Origin of the sequence: Pseudomonas sp. MB-090624, assembly GCF_003205245.1 — a bacterium.
In the GTDB taxonomy this organism is placed as follows: domain Bacteria; phylum Pseudomonadota; class Gammaproteobacteria; order Pseudomonadales; family Pseudomonadaceae; genus Aquipseudomonas; species Aquipseudomonas juntendi.
Genome location: NZ_QJRK01000021.1, coordinates 62,402 through 76,604, shown reverse-complemented (window position 1 = coordinate 76,604; position 14,203 = coordinate 62,402). Strand labels below are relative to the sequence as shown.

Genomic DNA, 14,203 nt, shown 5'->3' with positions numbered 1-14,203 from the left:
GGCGCGGTTTTTTCATGGGCGGGCGGGCTCAGTGCGACACGGCACCCGAAGCCCCCAGGCCAGTCTGCGAACGGACGAACTGCGGGAAGAACAGCGCGCGTTCGTTTTCTGCGGCCTTGGACTTGTCGGTGACCGAGAAGAACCAGATGCTGACGAAGGCAATGGCCATCGAGAACAGCGCCGGGTACTCGTACGGGTAGATCGGCTTTTCATGGCCCAGGATCTGCACCCAGATGGTCGGGCCAAGGATCATCAGCGTCACTGCGCTGACCAGGCCCAGCCAGCCGCCGATCATGGCGCCACGGGTGGTCAGCTTTTTCCAGTACATCGAAAGCAGCAGGACCGGGAAGTTGCAGCTGGCGGCGATGGAGAACGCCAGGCCGACCATGAAGGCGATGTTCTGCTTCTCGAACAGGATGCCCAGGCCGATCGCCAGTACGCCGAGGGCGACGGTGGTGATCTTCGACACGCGGATCTCGTCCTTGTCGTTGGCCTTGCCCTTGCGCCACACGCTGGCGTACAGGTCGTGGGACACTGCCGAGGCGCCCGCCAGGGTCAGGCCGGCGACCACCGCCAGGATGGTGGCGAACGCCACTGCCGAGATGAAGCCGAGGAACACGCTGCCACCCACGGCATTGGCCAGGTGCACCGCGGCCATGTTGTTGCCGCCCAGCAGCGCGCCTGCGGCGTCCTTGAAGTCAGGATTGGTGCTGACCAGCAGGATGGCGCCAAAGCCGATGATGAAGGTGAGGATGTAGAAGTAGCCGATGAAGCCGGTGGCGTACAGCACGCTCTTGCGGGCTTCCTTGGCGTCACTGACGGTGAAGAAGCGCATCAGGATGTGCGGCAGGCCGGCCGTACCGAACATCAGCGCCAGGCCCAGCGAGAACGCCGAGATCGGGTCTTTGACCAGGCCGCCCGGGCTCATGATGGCCTCGCCCTTGGCGTGCACCTTGATCGCTTCGGAGAACAGCGTATTGAAATCGAAGCCCACGTGTTTCATCACCATCAGCGCCATGAAGCTGGCACCGGACAGCAACAGCACGGCCTTGATGATCTGTACCCAGGTGGTGGCGAGCATGCCGCCGAACAGCACGTACAGGCACATCAGGATACCCACCAGGATCACCGCCACATGGTAGTCCAGGCCGAACAGCAGCTCGATGAGCTTGCCGGCACCGACCATCTGCGCGATCAGGTAGAACGCCACCACCACCAGCGAGCCGGAAGCCGACAGGGTGCGGATTTCCTTTTGCCCGAGGCGGTACGAAGCCACGTCGGCGAAGGTGTACTTGCCCAGGTTGCGCAGGCGTTCGGCAATCAGGAAGAGAATGATCGGCCAGCCGACCAAGAAGCCGATCGAGTAGATCAGGCCATCGTAGCCAGAGGTGAACACCAGTGCGGAAATGCCCAGGAACGAGGCTGCCGACATGTAGTCGCCGGCAATCGCCAGGCCATTCTGGAAACCGGTGATCTTGCCGCCGGCGGCGTAGTAGTCCGACGCCGACTTGTTGCGCTTGGAGGCCCAGTAGGTGATGCCCAGGGTGAAGGCGACGAACGCCACGAACATGGCGATGGCAGAGACGTTCAGCGGTTGCTTCTGCACCTCGCCGGTCAGGGCATCGGCGGCCCACACGGCGGGTGCGAAGGCTCCGCAGGCCAGTATGGCCAGGGCTTTGGCGTGGCGAATCATTGTTGCGCCTCCTTCAGGATGGCCTTGTTCAGCTCATCGAACTCGCCGTTGGCGCGGCGCACGTAGATGGCGGTAAGGACGAATGCCGAGACGATCAGGCCGACGCCGATGGGGATACCCCAGGTGATCGACGACTCAGGGCTGAGCTTGGCGCCCAGTATGTGAGGACCGTAGGCAATCAGAAGGATGAAAGCGCAGTACAAGCCGAGCATGATCGCCGAGAGAATCCAGGCGAACCGTTCGCGTTTGCTGACCAGCTCCTTGAAGCGAGGGCTGTTTTGTATCGAGAGGTAAATGCTGTCGTTCATTGTTTTTGTCCTAGCAGCACAAGTAGGGAAACACCCACACCCTTACTTTATGCTGCCGATGGACGCCAACCAGACGACCTTAGTCTTAGATGCAACGGTGTTTTACCGTTTGCGTAACAAAGTGCCGGGCCATTCGCGGGAAAACCCGCTGCCATAGGGCCCACCACAAGGTTCAGCCTTGTGATAGCCCTGCGGCAGCGGGTTTACCCGCGAAGCAACAAAACCGGCCCTTCAGGTCGTTACTTGCCAGTCCATTCCTTCACGCGGTCCGGGTGCTTGGCCACCCAATCCTTGGCCGCCGCTTCAGGCTTGGCGCCTTCCTGGATGGCCAGCATCACTTCGCCAATCTCGTCTTTGGACTGCCAGCTGAATTTCTTCAGGAACTCGGCCACTTCCGGTGCCTTGGTCGCCAGTTCTTTGCTGCCGATGCTGTTTACGGTTTCCGACGCGCCATAAACGCCTTTCGGGTCTTCGAGGAACTTCAGCTTCCACTTGGCGAACATCCAGTGCGGCACCCAGCCGGTCACTGCAATCGACTGCTGCTTGGCGTAGGCACGGCCCAGTTCGGCGGTCATCGCGGCGCCCGAGCTGGCTTGCAGCTTGTAGCCGGTCAGGTCGTAGTCCTTGATGGCCTGTTCGGTCTTGATCATCACGCCCGAGCCTGCATCGATGCCGACGATCTTCTGCTTGAAGCTGTTGTCGGTCTTGAGGTCGGCGATGCTGGTGGCCTTGACGTACTCAGGCACGATCAAGCCGATCTTGGCATCTTTGAAGTTGGCGCCGTAGTCGACCACGTTATCCTTGTTCTTGGCCCAGTACTCGCCATGGGTCACCGGCAACCAGGCCGACAACATGGCATCGAGCTTGCCGGTCGCCACACCCTGCCACATGATCCCGGTGGCAACGGCCTGCAACTTCACATCGTAGCCGAGCTTCTGCTTGATTACTTCGGCCGCCACGTTGGTGGTTGCCACGCTGTCGGCCCAGCCGTCCACGTAGCCAATGCTCACTTCCTTGGCCATTGCCTGTGCTGCGCTCAATCCCAGTACCAAGGCGGTGCCCACGCCCAGGAAACGTCGCATTTTTTTCAAAGTCGCCATCAAAGCATCCCCTCGTCAGGTCTTGGAGATTCCATCATCTGCCTGCAACCCCGGGCGACCTGATCCAGCTGCGACCTGTACCTGCCCCATATGCGACAGCACTGTGCCATTAGCGCCATATGCCCACCACGACCTGCGCGATCCTTGCATGCCAAAGCTTTGGCGCCGGGCTACTATCTATCCCTTTGTGCCTGACGATGGACCGCCTGATGCCCCGTTCTGCCCGCGCGCTGCTGCCGTTGTACCTGCTTGCCTGCCTTTTTGCCCTGCTGGGGCTGGGAGCGCTCTGGTACGGGCTTGGCAAGCCGCTGCAACTGCCCGATGCCGCGAGCCCTGCACACAAGCTGCAATGTGCCTCGTACACACCGTTCGACAAGGACCAGTCGCCCTACGACCAACCGTTTCGGCTGCGCCCGCAGCGTATGGATGCCGACCTGGCCTTGTTGGCCGAACGCTTTCAGTGCATTCGCACCTATTCCATGACCGGTCTTGAAGCAATACCGGCGCTGGCGCGCAAGCACGGCCTGAAGGTGATGCTGGGGGCCTGGGTCAATGCGCACGCCGCCGACACCGAGCGGGAAATCAACCTGCTGATCGCCGCCGCCAATGCCAACCCCGACGTGGTCAGCGCAGTGATCGTCGGCAACGAAACCCTGCTGCGCAAGGAGGTGACCGGTGCGCACCTGGCCACGCTGATCGCCCGGGTGAAAAGCCAGGTGCACGTGCCGGTGACCTACGCCGATGTCTGGGAATTCTGGTTGCAGCACCCGCAGGTGGCACCGGCGGTGGACTTCCTCACCATTCACCTGTTGCCCTACTGGGAGGACGACCCCCAGGGCATCGACCAGGCCTTGGCCCATGTCGCCGATGTACGCCGGGTGTTCGGTACGCGCTTTGCGCCCAAGGACGTCCTGATTGGTGAAACCGGCTGGCCCAGCGAAGGTCGCCAGCGCGAGACGGCAGTGCCCAGCCGGGTCAATGAAGCGCGCTTCATTCGTGGTTTTGTGAGCATGGCAGAGGCCAATGGCTGGCACTACAACCTGATCGAGGCCTTCGACCAGCCGTGGAAGCGTGCCAACGAAGGTGCGGTGGGCGGGTACTGGGGGTTGTACGATGCCGACCGGCAGGACAAGGGTGTGCTGGAAGGGCCGGTGAGCAACCTGCACTACTGGCCGCAGTGGTTGCTGGGCAGCGCCGCGCTGATGCTGGTCATGCTGGTGCTGGCCGGGCGCCCCGCCACCCTGCGGGCGGCGTTGCTGTTACCGCTGCTGGCTGCGCTGGGGGCGGGTTGCCTGGGCCTGTGGGGCGAGCTGGTGCGCACCCATGCGCGCTTCGCCGGGGAATGGGTGTGGGCGCTGGCGCTGGTCGCATTGAACCTGTTGGTGCTGGCCCATGCCGTGTTGGCCCAGGCGCAGCGCGCCGGTTGGCGCGAGCGGCTGTTCGCCGGGTTGCAGGCCCGCGCCGGCTGGCTGTTGCTGGCAGCAGGCTTCGCTGCGGCGGTGAGCATGCTGGCGCTGGTGTTCGACCCGCGCTACCGCAGCTTCCCCACTGCAGCGCTGGCGTTGCCGGCGCTGGTGTACGCGCTGTGGCCGGTGCGCGCGCCGCGGGCGGAGGTGGCATTGCTGGCGTTTATCGTGGGCGCCGGGGTGGCGCCACAGCTGTTTGTCGAAGGGCTGCAGAACCGCCAGGCCTGGGGGTGGGCGGTGGTGAGCGTGGTAATGACCGTGGCGCTGTGGCGCAGCTTGCGGCTGCGCGCGGTGTGATGGCGGCCGCGGCGCACCTTTAATGCGGCGGTTGGCCTGGTCAGGCCCGCTGCTGCGAGCGGACCAACCGCAAGCCCGCCAGCACCAGCGCAAACACCGCAATGCTGGCGGTATACAGCACCAGCGCCGGCACCGCGAACACCAGGGCCAGGAAGGCCAGCCACCAGCCTGCACGGCCGGCGACCACCTGCGCCAACAGGGCCAGGCCCAACCCGCCCCAGGCCAGCACCTGGTGGTGAATGCCCAGCCCCAGCAACGACCGGACCTCGCACTGCCAGTACGCCGCCGGTAACGTGCACAGGCCGACCCACTGGCCGTCTTCCATCAGCCCGTAACGCACCGCGTAACTGGCTGCGAGCCACAGCCCGATGAACAGCATGACCATGGCTGCCGGCAAGGCACGAGACATCCTGTTTTCCCTACAGTCACTATTGAAGAAAACGATGATCACCCATCGCCCCTGATAAGGCAAAATTGTCGGCCTGCAGCTATGTTGCAGATAACAAGAACACCAAAGGCCACTACGCCAGGCAACTTTGTTCAGCCCGCAGTGGTCCTAGCCTGCATACGCTTGACCTTGCGTTCTTTTGGGGGATTACATGCTTCGTACTTTGCGCCTCGCTGCCTTGCTCGGTGGCCTGCTCATGGCTGTGGCCGCTTCAGCGCGCGATATCGACGCCGCCAGCTATGGCTACCCCTTGACCAACCCGTTCGAGGCCACCATCGCCACCACACCGCCGGAGCAGCGCCCGACCCTGCCCAGCGATGAAGACATCGACCAGTCCGACTACAGCCTGAACCTGCGCCCGGAGCGCGAGTTCATCCTGCCCGACAACTTCTGGGCGGTGAAAAAGCTCAAGTACCGCCTGGCCCGCCAGGACCACGCGGCGCCGCTGATCTTCATCATCGCCGGCACCGGGGCCGCCTACACCAGCACCATCAACGAATACCTGAAGAAGCTGTTCTATCAGGCCGGTTTCCACGTGGTGCAGCTGTCGTCGCCTACCAGCTACGACTTCATAAGCGCCGCCTCGCGCTTTGCCACCCCCGGCATCACCCAGGAAGACGCCGAAGACCTGTACCGGGTCATGCAGGCCGTGCGGGCCCAGCACCCGCGCCTGCCGGTCAGCGAGTTCTACCTCACCGGCTACAGCCTGGGGGCCCTCGACGCGGCGTTCGTCAGCCACCTGGACGAAACCCGCCGCAGCTTCAACTTCAAGCGCGTGTTGCTGCTCAACCCACCGGTCAACCTGTACACCTCGATCAACAACCTCGACAAGCTGGTGCAAACCCAGGTCAAGGGCATCGACCGCAGCACCACCTTCTACGAGTTGATGCTGCAAAAGCTCACCCGCTACTTCCAGGACAAGGGTTACATCGACCTCAACGATGCCCTGTTGTACGACTTCCAGCAGTCGAAGCAACATTTGTCCAACGAACAGATGGCCATGTTGATCGGCACCTCGTTCCGCTTCTCGGCGGCCGACATTGCCTTTACCTCCGACCTGATCAACCGTCGCGGCCTGATCATTCCGCCGAAGTACCCGATCACCGAAGGCAGCAGCCTCACGCCGTTCTTCAAACGTGCCCTGCAGTGTGACTTCGACTGCTACATGACCGAGCAGGTAATCCCCATGTGGCGTGCACGCACCGACGGCAACAGCATCCTGCAACTGATCAACCAGGTCAGCTTGTACGCGCTGGCAGACTACCTGCACAGCAGCGACAAGATCGCGGTGATGCACAACGCCGACGACGTCATCCTCGGCCCGGGCGACATCGGCTTCCTGCGCAAGGTCTTTGGTGACCGGCTGACCCTCTACCCCCATGGCGGCCATTGCGGCAACCTCAACTACCGCGTCAACAGCGACGCCATGCTGGAGTTCTTCCGTGGTTAACAAACTCCTCTTCGCCACTGCCCTGCTAGCCGCCGGCCACACCCTGGCCGCCGAAACCGCACCGCGGGCCAGCGTGGTCGAGGCCGACCCGCAGGTGGTTGGCACAGCGCCACTGGTGCCCGAGTCCGACGGTTTTCTCGACCCGCTGCGCGAGCTGAAATTCAACCCCGGCCTGGACCAGCGCGAGTTCGAGCGCTCCACGTTGGAGGCGCTGAACGTGTACGACCCGCTGGAGTCGGTCAACCGGCGCATCTACCACTTCAACTACCGCCTCGACCAGTGGGTGCTGCTGCCGTTGGTGAACGGCTACCAGTACGTCACGCCAAGCTTCGTCCGCACCGGGGTCAGCAACTTCTTCAATAACCTGGGCGATGTGCCGAACCTGTTCAACAGCGTGCTGCAGCTCAAGGCCAAGCGCTCGGCCGAGATCACCGCGCGGCTGATGTTCAACACCATCATTGGCGTAGGCGGGCTGTGGGACCCGGCGACCAGCATGGGCCTGCCACGGCAGAGCGAAGACTTTGGCCAGACGCTGGGCTTCTACGGGGTACCCGAAGGGCCGTACCTGATGCTGCCGCTGCTGGGCCCGTCGAACCTGCGCGATACCACCGGCCTGGCAGTGGACTACGCCGGCGAGCAGAGCATCAACTACCTCAACGTGGCCGACGCCAGCAAGGACCACCCCGAGATCTTCGCCTTGCGCGTGGTGGACAAGCGCTACAACACCAAATTCCGCTATGGCCAGCTCAACTCGCCGTTCGAGTATGAAAAAGTGCGCTACGTGTATACCCAGTCGCGCAAGCTGCAGATAGCCGACTAACCCGGCCCGGCCCTTTGGCGGCGGTGCAATGCCGCGAAAGGGCCGGCGCAGGCGTTATCCGATACCCAGGAACTGGCACAGCTCGCGCTTTTTGGCCAGGGCGTCGCGGCGCCCCAACTCGATCAGCTCACTGCAATAACCGGCTTCGAACAGCAGATAGCTCAACACCCCCGCGCCACTGGTACGGGTTGCCCCCGGCCCGCGCAGGAACAGGCGCAGCGCCGCCGGCAGGTCGCGGCGGTGGCGCGCGGCAATCTCGTCCAGCGGCTGGCTGGGCGCAACCACCAGCACGTCGATCGGTGCCAGGCCCAGGCGGCGTGCGTCCAGGTGCGCTGGCAACAGCCGGCCCAGGTGGTTGAGCCGCTGCAGCAGTTCGATGTCATCTTCCAGGCTGTCGATGAAGGTGCTGTTGAGCAGGTGCCCGCCGATCTGCGCCAGGCTTGGCTGCTGCCCGCTGAACACCCGCTGGGGCGGCAAGGGTGGCGCAGGCCGCTGCGGGTTGCCGCTGACGCCGACCACCAGCACCCGGCTGGCACCCAGGTGCAGGGCCGGGCTTATCGGCGCCGACTGCCGCACCGCACCGTCACCGTAATACTCGTCACCCAGCTGCACCGGCGCGAACAGCAGCGGGATCGCCGCACTGGCCAGCAGGTGGTCGATGCCCAGCGGCGTGGGCACGCCGATGCGGCGGTGGCGCAACCAGGCCTCGATCGAGCCTCGGCCCTGGTAGAAGGTCACCGCCTGGCCGGACTCGTAACCGAAGGCGGTTACCGCTACCGCGCGCAGTTGCTCGGCGGCCAAGGCCTGGCCAATGCCATCCAGGTTCAGCTGCGCCTCCAGCAAGGTGCGCAGCGGGCGGCTGTCGAGCAACGCCACGGGCGCCTGGCCGCCCAGCCCAAGCAGGTTGTGGCCGACAAACCGGCTGGCCTGGCGCACCACCCCAGGCCAGTCACTGCGGATCACCAGGTGGCTGGAAATGTTCTGCCAGAAGTGCGTCAGCCGTTGAACGGCGCTGTTGAACTGGCCGGCACCGCTGGCCAGGGTCACGGCGTTGATGGCCCCTGCCGAAGTGCCGACGATCACCGGGAACGGGTTGGCTGCGCTGGCCGGCAACAGCTCGGCGATGCCGGCCAGTACGCCGACCTGATAGGCGGCGCGGGCGCCACCGCCAGACAGGATAAGGCCGGTTACCGCAGGTGGGGCCATGGCGTGCTTCCCGCCGACACAGAGTTCAACGCCTTTTCTTGTCATACAGCCGCTCAGCCCCTTCGGGCCGCGACTTGAACCGGCGGTGCGCCCACAGGTACTGCTCGGGGCATTCGCGCAGCACGCTTTCGACCCACTGGTTGATGCGCAGGCAATCGGCCTCTTCGCTTTCCCCGGGGAAGTCCGCCAGCGGTGGGTGGATCACCAGCCGGTAGCCGCTGCCATCGTCCAGGCGTTTCTGGGTGAACGGAATGACCTGCGCCTTGCCCAGCCGGGCAAACTTGGTGGTGGCCGTGACCGTTGCGGCGGGTATGCCGAACAACGGCACGAACAGGCTCTGCTTGGTGCCGTAGTCCTGGTCCGGCGCGTACCAGATCGCCCGGCCCGAACGCAGCAGCTTGAGCATGCCACGCACATCCTCGCGTTCCACCGCCAGCGAATCTAGGTTGTGGCGCTCGCGGCCGCTGCGCTGGATGAAATCGAACAGCGCGTTACCATGCTCGCGGTACATGCCGTCGATGGTGTGCTGCTGGCCCAGCAGCGCCGCGCCGATTTCCAGGGTGGTGAAGTGCACCGCCATCAGGATGGCCCCCTGCCCCGCCTGCTGCGCGGCTTGCAGGTGCTCCAGGCCCTCGACATGGGCCAAGCGTGCCAGCCGCGCCTTGGGCCACCACCAGCTCATGGCCATTTCGAAAAAGGCGATGCCGGTGGACGCGAAGTTGGCCTTCAGCAACCGCTGCCGTTCGTCGACTGACAGCTCCGGAAAGCACAGCTCCAGGTTGCGCGCAGCAATGCGCCGGCGCTCGCCGGCAAAGTGGTACATCACCGCGCCCAGCGCGGCACCGATTTTCAACAGCACCCGGTACGGCAACTGGACTACCAGCCACAGCAGGCCCAGGCCCAGCCACAGGCCCCAGAACTTTGGGTGAAGGTAATAGCGACGAAAACGCGGGCGTTCCATTGAAGCATCCGGAAAGACAAAGGCTGCGCATTCTACAACGGATCAGCGCATGTTGCGGGCAACCGGTGTTCTCGTTATAAGTCAGGGCACTTTTTCCGCAACAAGCCGTCTATGCAGACCATGAGCCCAAACCACACACCCGACACCGCTTCCGTGTTCCAGCTCAAGGGCAGCATGCTTGCCATCACCGTACTGGAACTGGCGCGCAATGACCTTGAAGCCCTGGACCGCCAGCTGGCGGCCAAAGTCGCCCAGGCGCCGAACTTCTTCAGTAACACGCCGCTGGTGCTGGCGCTGGACAAGCTGCCTGCCGATGAAGGGGCAATCGACCTGCCCGGCTTGATGCGGATCTGCCGCCACCATGGCCTGCGCACGCTGGCCATTCGTGCCAGCCGCATCGAGGACATCGCCGCCGCCATCGCCATCGACCTGCCCGTGCTGCCGCCGTCCGGCGCCCGTGAGCGGCCGCTGGAGCCCGAACCCGAAGCGGTAAAAAAACCAGACCCCGCCCCAGTACCGCCGCCCGCCCCGGAGCCGGAGGTACGCCCGACCCGCATCATCACTTCGCCCGTACGCGGTGGCCAGCAGATCTACGCCCAAGGTGGCGATCTGATAGTCACGGCTTCGGTCAGCCCGGGTGCGGAACTTCTGGCCGATGGCAACATCCATGTGTACGGCGCCATGCGCGGCCGCGCCCTGGCCGGCATCAAAGGCAATACCAAGGCACGTATCTTCTGCCAGCAGATGACCGCCGAAATGGTCTCCATCGCTGGCCAGTACAAGGTCTGCGAAGACCTGCGCCGCGACCCGCTGTGGGGCACCGGCGTGCAAGTCAGCCTGTCTGGTGACGTGTTGAACATCACCCGTCTTTAACGGATACTTGCCAGCATTTTTAGTGCAACTTTTTTTACAGTTGCCTTTTATTTGAGCTATTAAAGCTATTTCAGTTTTTTGCAGGGACAAGTGTCCCGACTATTTTAGGGGTGAAACACCTTGGCCAAGATTCTCGTGGTTACTTCCGGCAAGGGGGGTGTGGGCAAGACCACCACCAGCGCCGCCATTGGTACCGGCCTCGCACTGCGCGGCCACAAGACCGTCATCGTCGACTTCGACGTGGGCCTGCGTAACCTCGACCTGATCATGGGCTGCGAACGCCGCGTGGTGTACGACTTCGTCAACGTGGTCAACGGCGAAGCCAACCTGCAGCAGGCCCTGATCAAGGACAAGCGCCTCGAGAACCTGTACGTGCTGGCCGCCAGCCAGACCCGTGACAAGGACGCGCTGACCCAGGAAGGCGTGGAAAAGGTACTGATGGACCTGAAAAAGGACTTCGAGTACGTGATCTGCGACTCGCCGGCCGGTATCGAGAAAGGCGCGCACCTGGCGATGTATTTCGCCGACGAAGCGATTGTCGTGACCAACCCTGAAGTGTCGTCGGTACGTGACTCGGACCGCATGCTGGGTATCCTGTCGAGCAAATCGCGCCGTTCCGAGAACGGCGAAGAGCCGATCAAGGAGCACCTGCTGATCACCCGCTACCATCCCGAGCGCGTGGTGAAGGGCGAAATGCTCAGCGTGGCCGACGTCGAAGAAATCCTGTCGATCAAACTCAAAGGCGTCATCCCGGAGTCTCAGGCTGTGCTCAAGGCTTCCAACCAGGGTATCCCGGTCATCCTCGATGACCAGAGCGACGCTGGCCAGGCCTACAGCGATGCAGTCGACCGCCTGTTGGGCAAAGAGAAGCCAATGCGCTTCATCGATGTACAGAAGAAAGGATTCTTCGAGCGCATTTTCGGGAGCAAATAAACCATGAACCTTTTTGACTTCTTTCGTGGCAGACAGAAACAGACCAGCGCGTCGGTGGCGAAAGAGCGTCTACAGATCATCGTGGCGCACGAGCGCGGCCAGCGCAGCGAGCCGGACTACCTGCCGGAGCTGCAGAAAGAACTGCTGGAAGTGATCCGCAAGTATGTGAACATCGGCAATGACGACGTGCATATCGAGCTGGAGAACCAGGGCAGCTGCTCGATTCTGGAGCTGAACATTACCTTGCCGGATCGTTGATTCGGCAAAAAAGCCGGGGCTGCGTTGCAGCCCTTTCGCGACACAAGGCCGCTCCCACAAGGGTTATGCACCCCCCTGTGGGAGCGGCCTTGTGTCGCGAAAGGGCCGCAAAGCGGCCCCGCTGTTTTCCCCTGATATAACCGAGACCGAGCAATGCCGCTGTCGAACATCCAGATCCTGCACGAAGACGCCGCCATCCTGGTGATCAACAAGCCGACGCTGCTGCTGTCGGTGCCTGGCCGCGCCGACGACAACAAGGACTGCCTGATCACCCGCCTGCAGGAAAACGGCTACCCCGACGCCCTGATCGTGCACCGCCTGGACTGGGAAACGTCGGGCATCATCCTGCTGGCCCGCGATGCCGACAGCCACCGCGAGCTGTCGCGCCAGTTCCACGACCGTGAAACCGAAAAAGCCTACACCGCGTTGTGCTGGGGCCAGCCGGCGCTGGACAGCGGCAGCATCGACCTGCCGCTGCGCTACGACCCGCCGACCAAGCCCCGCCACGTGGTGGACCATGAGCAAGGCAAGCATGCCCTGACCTTCTGGCGCATCGTCGAGCGCTGTGGCGACCACTGCCGGGTGGAGCTGACCCCGATCACCGGGCGTTCACACCAGTTGCGCGTGCACATGCTGTCGATCGGGCACCCGTTGCTGGGCGATCGCCTGTATGCCAACCCGCAGGCATTGGCGGCGCATGAGCGGTTGTGCCTGCACGCCTCGATGCTGAGCTTCACCCACCCGGTTTCCGGGCAACGGCTGAAGTTCGAGTGCCCTGCACCTTTTTAAGCTGCAAGCTTCAAGCTTCAAGCTGCAAGAAAAAGCAAAGACAGATCGCGTGGAAGCTTGCTCCGCGGACTGCCTTTGCTTGAAGCTTGTAGCTTACGACTTGTAGCTTATGGCTTGTAGCTTATGGCTTGTAGCTTATGGCTTGAAGCTTATAGCTTGAAGCTCGAATTGGAGTGAGTTATGCGCGATGCACTGAATTCTGGCCTTATCGACTTTCTCAAGGCCTCCCCCACGCCCTTCCATGCCACCGCCAGCCTGGCCCAACGCCTGGAGGCAGCCGGTTACCAGCGCCTGGACGAGCGTGATAGCTGGGCCACGGTGCCGGGCGGGCGCTACTACGTTACCCGCAACGATTCATCGATCATCGCCATCAAGTTGGGCAAGCAAGACCCGCTACACCACGGTATCCGCATGGTCGGCGCGCATACCGACAGCCCTTGCCTGCGGGTCAAGCCGCAGCCCGAGCTGCAGCGCCAGGGCTTTTTGCAACTGGGTGTGGAAGTGTATGGCGGCGCCCTGCTGGCGCCGTGGTTCGACCGCGACCTGTCGCTGGCCGGGCGGGTCACCTACCGCCGTGATGGCAAGGTCGAAAGCCAACTGATCGACTTCAAACTGCCCATTGCCATCATCCCCAACCTGGCCATCCACCTGAACCGCACCGCCAATGAGGGCTGGGCGATCAACCCGCAGAACGAACTGCCGCCGATTCTGGCCCAGGTGGCCGGTGACGAACGCATCGACTTCCGCGCCCTGCTCACCGAGCAACTGGCCCGTGAACACGAGCTGATCGCCGACGTGGTGCTGGACTACGAACTGAGCTTCTACGACACCCAGCAGGCCGCCTTGGTCGGCCTGAATGGCGACTTCATCGCCGCGGCCCGCCTGGATAACCTGCTGTCGTGCTACGCCGGCCTGCAGGCACTGCTGGCCGCCGACAGCGACGAAACCTGCGTGCTGGTGTGCACCGACCATGAAGAGGTCGGTAGCTGCTCGGCCTGCGGCGCCGATGGCCCGATGCTGGAGCAGACCCTGCAACGCCTGCTGCCCGATGGCGACACCTACGTGCGCACCATCCAGCGTTCGCTGATGGTATCGGCCGACAACGCCCACGGCGTGCACCCCAACTATGCCGACAAGCACGACGGCAACCATGGGCCCAAACTCAACGCCGGGCCGGTGATCAAGGTGAACAGCAACCAGCGTTACGCCACCAACAGCGAAACCGCTGGGTTCTTCCGCCACCTGTGCATGGCCGAAGAAGTGCCCGTGCAGAGCTTCGTGGTACGCAGCGACATGGGCTGTGGCTCGACCATCGGGCCGATCACGGCCAGCCACCTGGGTGTGCGCACCGTGGATATCGGCTTGCCCACCTTTGCCATGCACTCGATTCGCGAGCTGTGTGGTAGCCATGACCTGGCGCACCTGGTGAAGGTGCTGACAGCGTTCTACCGGTGCCGCGAGCTGCCTTGAGGTAGGCAGGTCTGGCCCTATCGCCGGCAAGCCAGCTCCCACAGGTCCCCACAATACCTGGGTCGGCGGGGTTGCCTGTAGCCCACAATGCCAGGGCCTGCAGGGGACCTATGGGAGCTGGCTTGCCGGCG

Annotated in this window: 14 protein-coding genes; 8 read left to right on the top strand and 6 right to left on the bottom strand. The window is 63.2% G+C overall.

Annotated elements, in window-relative coordinates:
- Nucleotides 1–28: 28 nt before the first annotated feature.
- The 3 genes from DMX12_RS13585 to DMX12_RS13575 form a co-directional block, all read right to left on the bottom strand.
- Nucleotides 29–1,693: a cation acetate symporter gene (locus DMX12_RS13585; protein WP_009682860.1), complete on the bottom strand. Its 1,665-nt coding sequence runs from the start codon at nucleotides 1,691–1,693 to the stop codon at nucleotides 29–31.
- On the bottom strand, nucleotides 1,690–2,001 hold the full coding sequence (locus DMX12_RS13580) for a DUF485 domain-containing protein (RefSeq protein WP_009682859.1): 312 nt from the start codon (nucleotides 1,999–2,001) through the stop codon (nucleotides 1,690–1,692). The genes DMX12_RS13585 and DMX12_RS13580 overlap by 4 nt, the downstream gene beginning before the upstream one ends.
- Before the next feature lie 239 nt (nucleotides 2,002–2,240).
- Entirely contained in the window at nucleotides 2,241–3,101 is an 861-nt protein-coding gene (locus tag DMX12_RS13575) for a glycine betaine ABC transporter substrate-binding protein (protein WP_009682858.1), read from the bottom strand.
- A gap of 197 nt (nucleotides 3,102–3,298) precedes the next feature.
- Here DMX12_RS13575 and DMX12_RS13570 point away from each other — a divergent pair, with 197 nt between their 5' ends.
- Complete coding sequence (locus tag DMX12_RS13570) at nucleotides 3,299–4,864, top strand: beta (1-6) glucans synthase (protein ID WP_110678075.1); 1,566 nt, start codon at nucleotides 3,299–3,301, stop codon at nucleotides 4,862–4,864.
- A gap of 40 nt (nucleotides 4,865–4,904) precedes the next feature.
- Here the strand turns inward: DMX12_RS13570 and DMX12_RS13565 are convergent, their stop codons facing one another.
- Nucleotides 4,905–5,273 (bottom strand): hypothetical protein, encoded by a 369-nt coding sequence (locus DMX12_RS13565; protein ID WP_054890444.1) that lies wholly within the window; start codon nucleotides 5,271–5,273, stop codon nucleotides 4,905–4,907.
- A 190-nt stretch (nucleotides 5,274–5,463) separates the two neighbouring features.
- On the opposite strand from DMX12_RS13565, the gene DMX12_RS13560 reads away from it, so the two are divergent.
- Nucleotides 5,464–6,762 (top strand): serine/threonine protein kinase, encoded by a 1,299-nt coding sequence (locus tag DMX12_RS13560; protein WP_054912170.1) that lies wholly within the window; start codon nucleotides 5,464–5,466, stop codon nucleotides 6,760–6,762.
- A complete protein-coding gene (locus tag DMX12_RS13555; protein WP_009682854.1) occupies nucleotides 6,755–7,582 on the top strand; it encodes a VacJ family lipoprotein in 828 nt (275 codons plus the stop codon). Before DMX12_RS13560 ends, DMX12_RS13555 begins: the two co-directional genes overlap by 8 nt.
- 54 nt (nucleotides 7,583–7,636) lie before the next feature.
- Here DMX12_RS13555 and DMX12_RS13550 read toward each other — a convergent pair whose 3' ends face one another.
- The gene (locus tag DMX12_RS13550; RefSeq protein ID WP_110678073.1) at nucleotides 7,637–8,788 is read right to left on the bottom strand and encodes a patatin-like phospholipase family protein; all 1,152 of its coding nucleotides are present in this window, start codon (nucleotides 8,786–8,788) and stop codon (nucleotides 7,637–7,639) included.
- A gap of 25 nt (nucleotides 8,789–8,813) precedes the next feature.
- Nucleotides 8,814–9,749: a lipid A biosynthesis lauroyl acyltransferase gene (locus DMX12_RS13545; protein WP_110678071.1), complete on the bottom strand. Its 936-nt coding sequence runs from the start codon at nucleotides 9,747–9,749 to the stop codon at nucleotides 8,814–8,816.
- Nucleotides 9,750–9,860: 111 nt separating this feature from the next.
- Here DMX12_RS13545 and minC point away from each other — a divergent pair, with 111 nt between their 5' ends.
- The 5 genes from minC to DMX12_RS13520 all read left to right on the top strand — a co-directional run bounded on the left by minC (nucleotide 9,861) and on the right by DMX12_RS13520 (nucleotide 14,072).
- Complete coding sequence (gene minC / locus DMX12_RS13540; RefSeq protein WP_110678069.1) at nucleotides 9,861–10,622, top strand: septum site-determining protein MinC; 762 nt, start codon at nucleotides 9,861–9,863, stop codon at nucleotides 10,620–10,622.
- A 120-nt stretch (nucleotides 10,623–10,742) separates the two neighbouring features.
- On the top strand, nucleotides 10,743–11,555 hold the full coding sequence (gene minD, locus DMX12_RS13535; RefSeq protein WP_003252574.1) for a septum site-determining protein MinD: 813 nt from the start codon (nucleotides 10,743–10,745) through the stop codon (nucleotides 11,553–11,555).
- Nucleotides 11,556–11,558: 3 nt separating this feature from the next.
- Nucleotides 11,559–11,813, top strand: a complete 255-nt coding sequence (gene minE, locus DMX12_RS13530) for a cell division topological specificity factor MinE (RefSeq protein ID WP_009682849.1) — start codon at nucleotides 11,559–11,561, stop codon at nucleotides 11,811–11,813.
- A 153-nt stretch (nucleotides 11,814–11,966) separates the two neighbouring features.
- Nucleotides 11,967–12,602 carry an RluA family pseudouridine synthase gene (locus DMX12_RS13525; RefSeq protein WP_029885883.1) on the top strand — a complete coding sequence of 212 codons (636 nt, stop codon included), beginning with the start codon at nucleotides 11,967–11,969 and terminating at the stop codon, nucleotides 12,600–12,602.
- Nucleotides 12,603–12,782: 180 nt separating this feature from the next.
- Nucleotides 12,783–14,072, top strand: a complete 1,290-nt coding sequence (locus tag DMX12_RS13520; protein ID WP_110678068.1) for a M18 family aminopeptidase — start codon at nucleotides 12,783–12,785, stop codon at nucleotides 14,070–14,072.
- The last annotated feature ends 131 nt before the right edge of the window (nucleotides 14,073–14,203 follow it).

What these genes read in the sequence shown, in the direction of transcription:
- DMX12_RS13560 (WP_054912170.1), top strand. Translation starts at nt 5,464, where the DNA reads ATGCTTCGTACTTTGCGCCTCGCTGCCTTGCTCGGTGGCCTGCTCATG.
- DMX12_RS13545 (WP_110678071.1), bottom strand. Translation starts at nt 9,749, where the DNA reads ATGGAACGCCCGCGTTTTCGTCGCTATTACCTTCACCCAAAGTTCTGG.
- DMX12_RS13575 (WP_009682858.1), bottom strand. Translation starts at nt 3,101, where the DNA reads ATGGCGACTTTGAAAAAAATGCGACGTTTCCTGGGCGTGGGCACCGCC.
- minC (WP_110678069.1), top strand. Translation starts at nt 9,861, where the DNA reads ATGCAGACCATGAGCCCAAACCACACACCCGACACCGCTTCCGTGTTC.
- DMX12_RS13525 (WP_029885883.1), top strand. Translation starts at nt 11,967, where the DNA reads ATGCCGCTGTCGAACATCCAGATCCTGCACGAAGACGCCGCCATCCTG.
- DMX12_RS13550 (WP_110678073.1), bottom strand. Translation starts at nt 8,788, where the DNA reads ATGGCCCCACCTGCGGTAACCGGCCTTATCCTGTCTGGCGGTGGCGCC.
- DMX12_RS13585 (WP_009682860.1), bottom strand. Translation starts at nt 1,693, where the DNA reads ATGATTCGCCACGCCAAAGCCCTGGCCATACTGGCCTGCGGAGCCTTC.
- minE (WP_009682849.1), top strand. Translation starts at nt 11,559, where the DNA reads ATGAACCTTTTTGACTTCTTTCGTGGCAGACAGAAACAGACCAGCGCG.
- DMX12_RS13580 (WP_009682859.1), bottom strand. Translation starts at nt 2,001, where the DNA reads ATGAACGACAGCATTTACCTCTCGATACAAAACAGCCCTCGCTTCAAG.
- DMX12_RS13570 (WP_110678075.1), top strand. Translation starts at nt 3,299, where the DNA reads ATGGACCGCCTGATGCCCCGTTCTGCCCGCGCGCTGCTGCCGTTGTAC.
- DMX12_RS13520 (WP_110678068.1), top strand. Translation starts at nt 12,783, where the DNA reads ATGCGCGATGCACTGAATTCTGGCCTTATCGACTTTCTCAAGGCCTCC.
- DMX12_RS13565 (WP_054890444.1), bottom strand. Translation starts at nt 5,273, where the DNA reads ATGTCTCGTGCCTTGCCGGCAGCCATGGTCATGCTGTTCATCGGGCTG.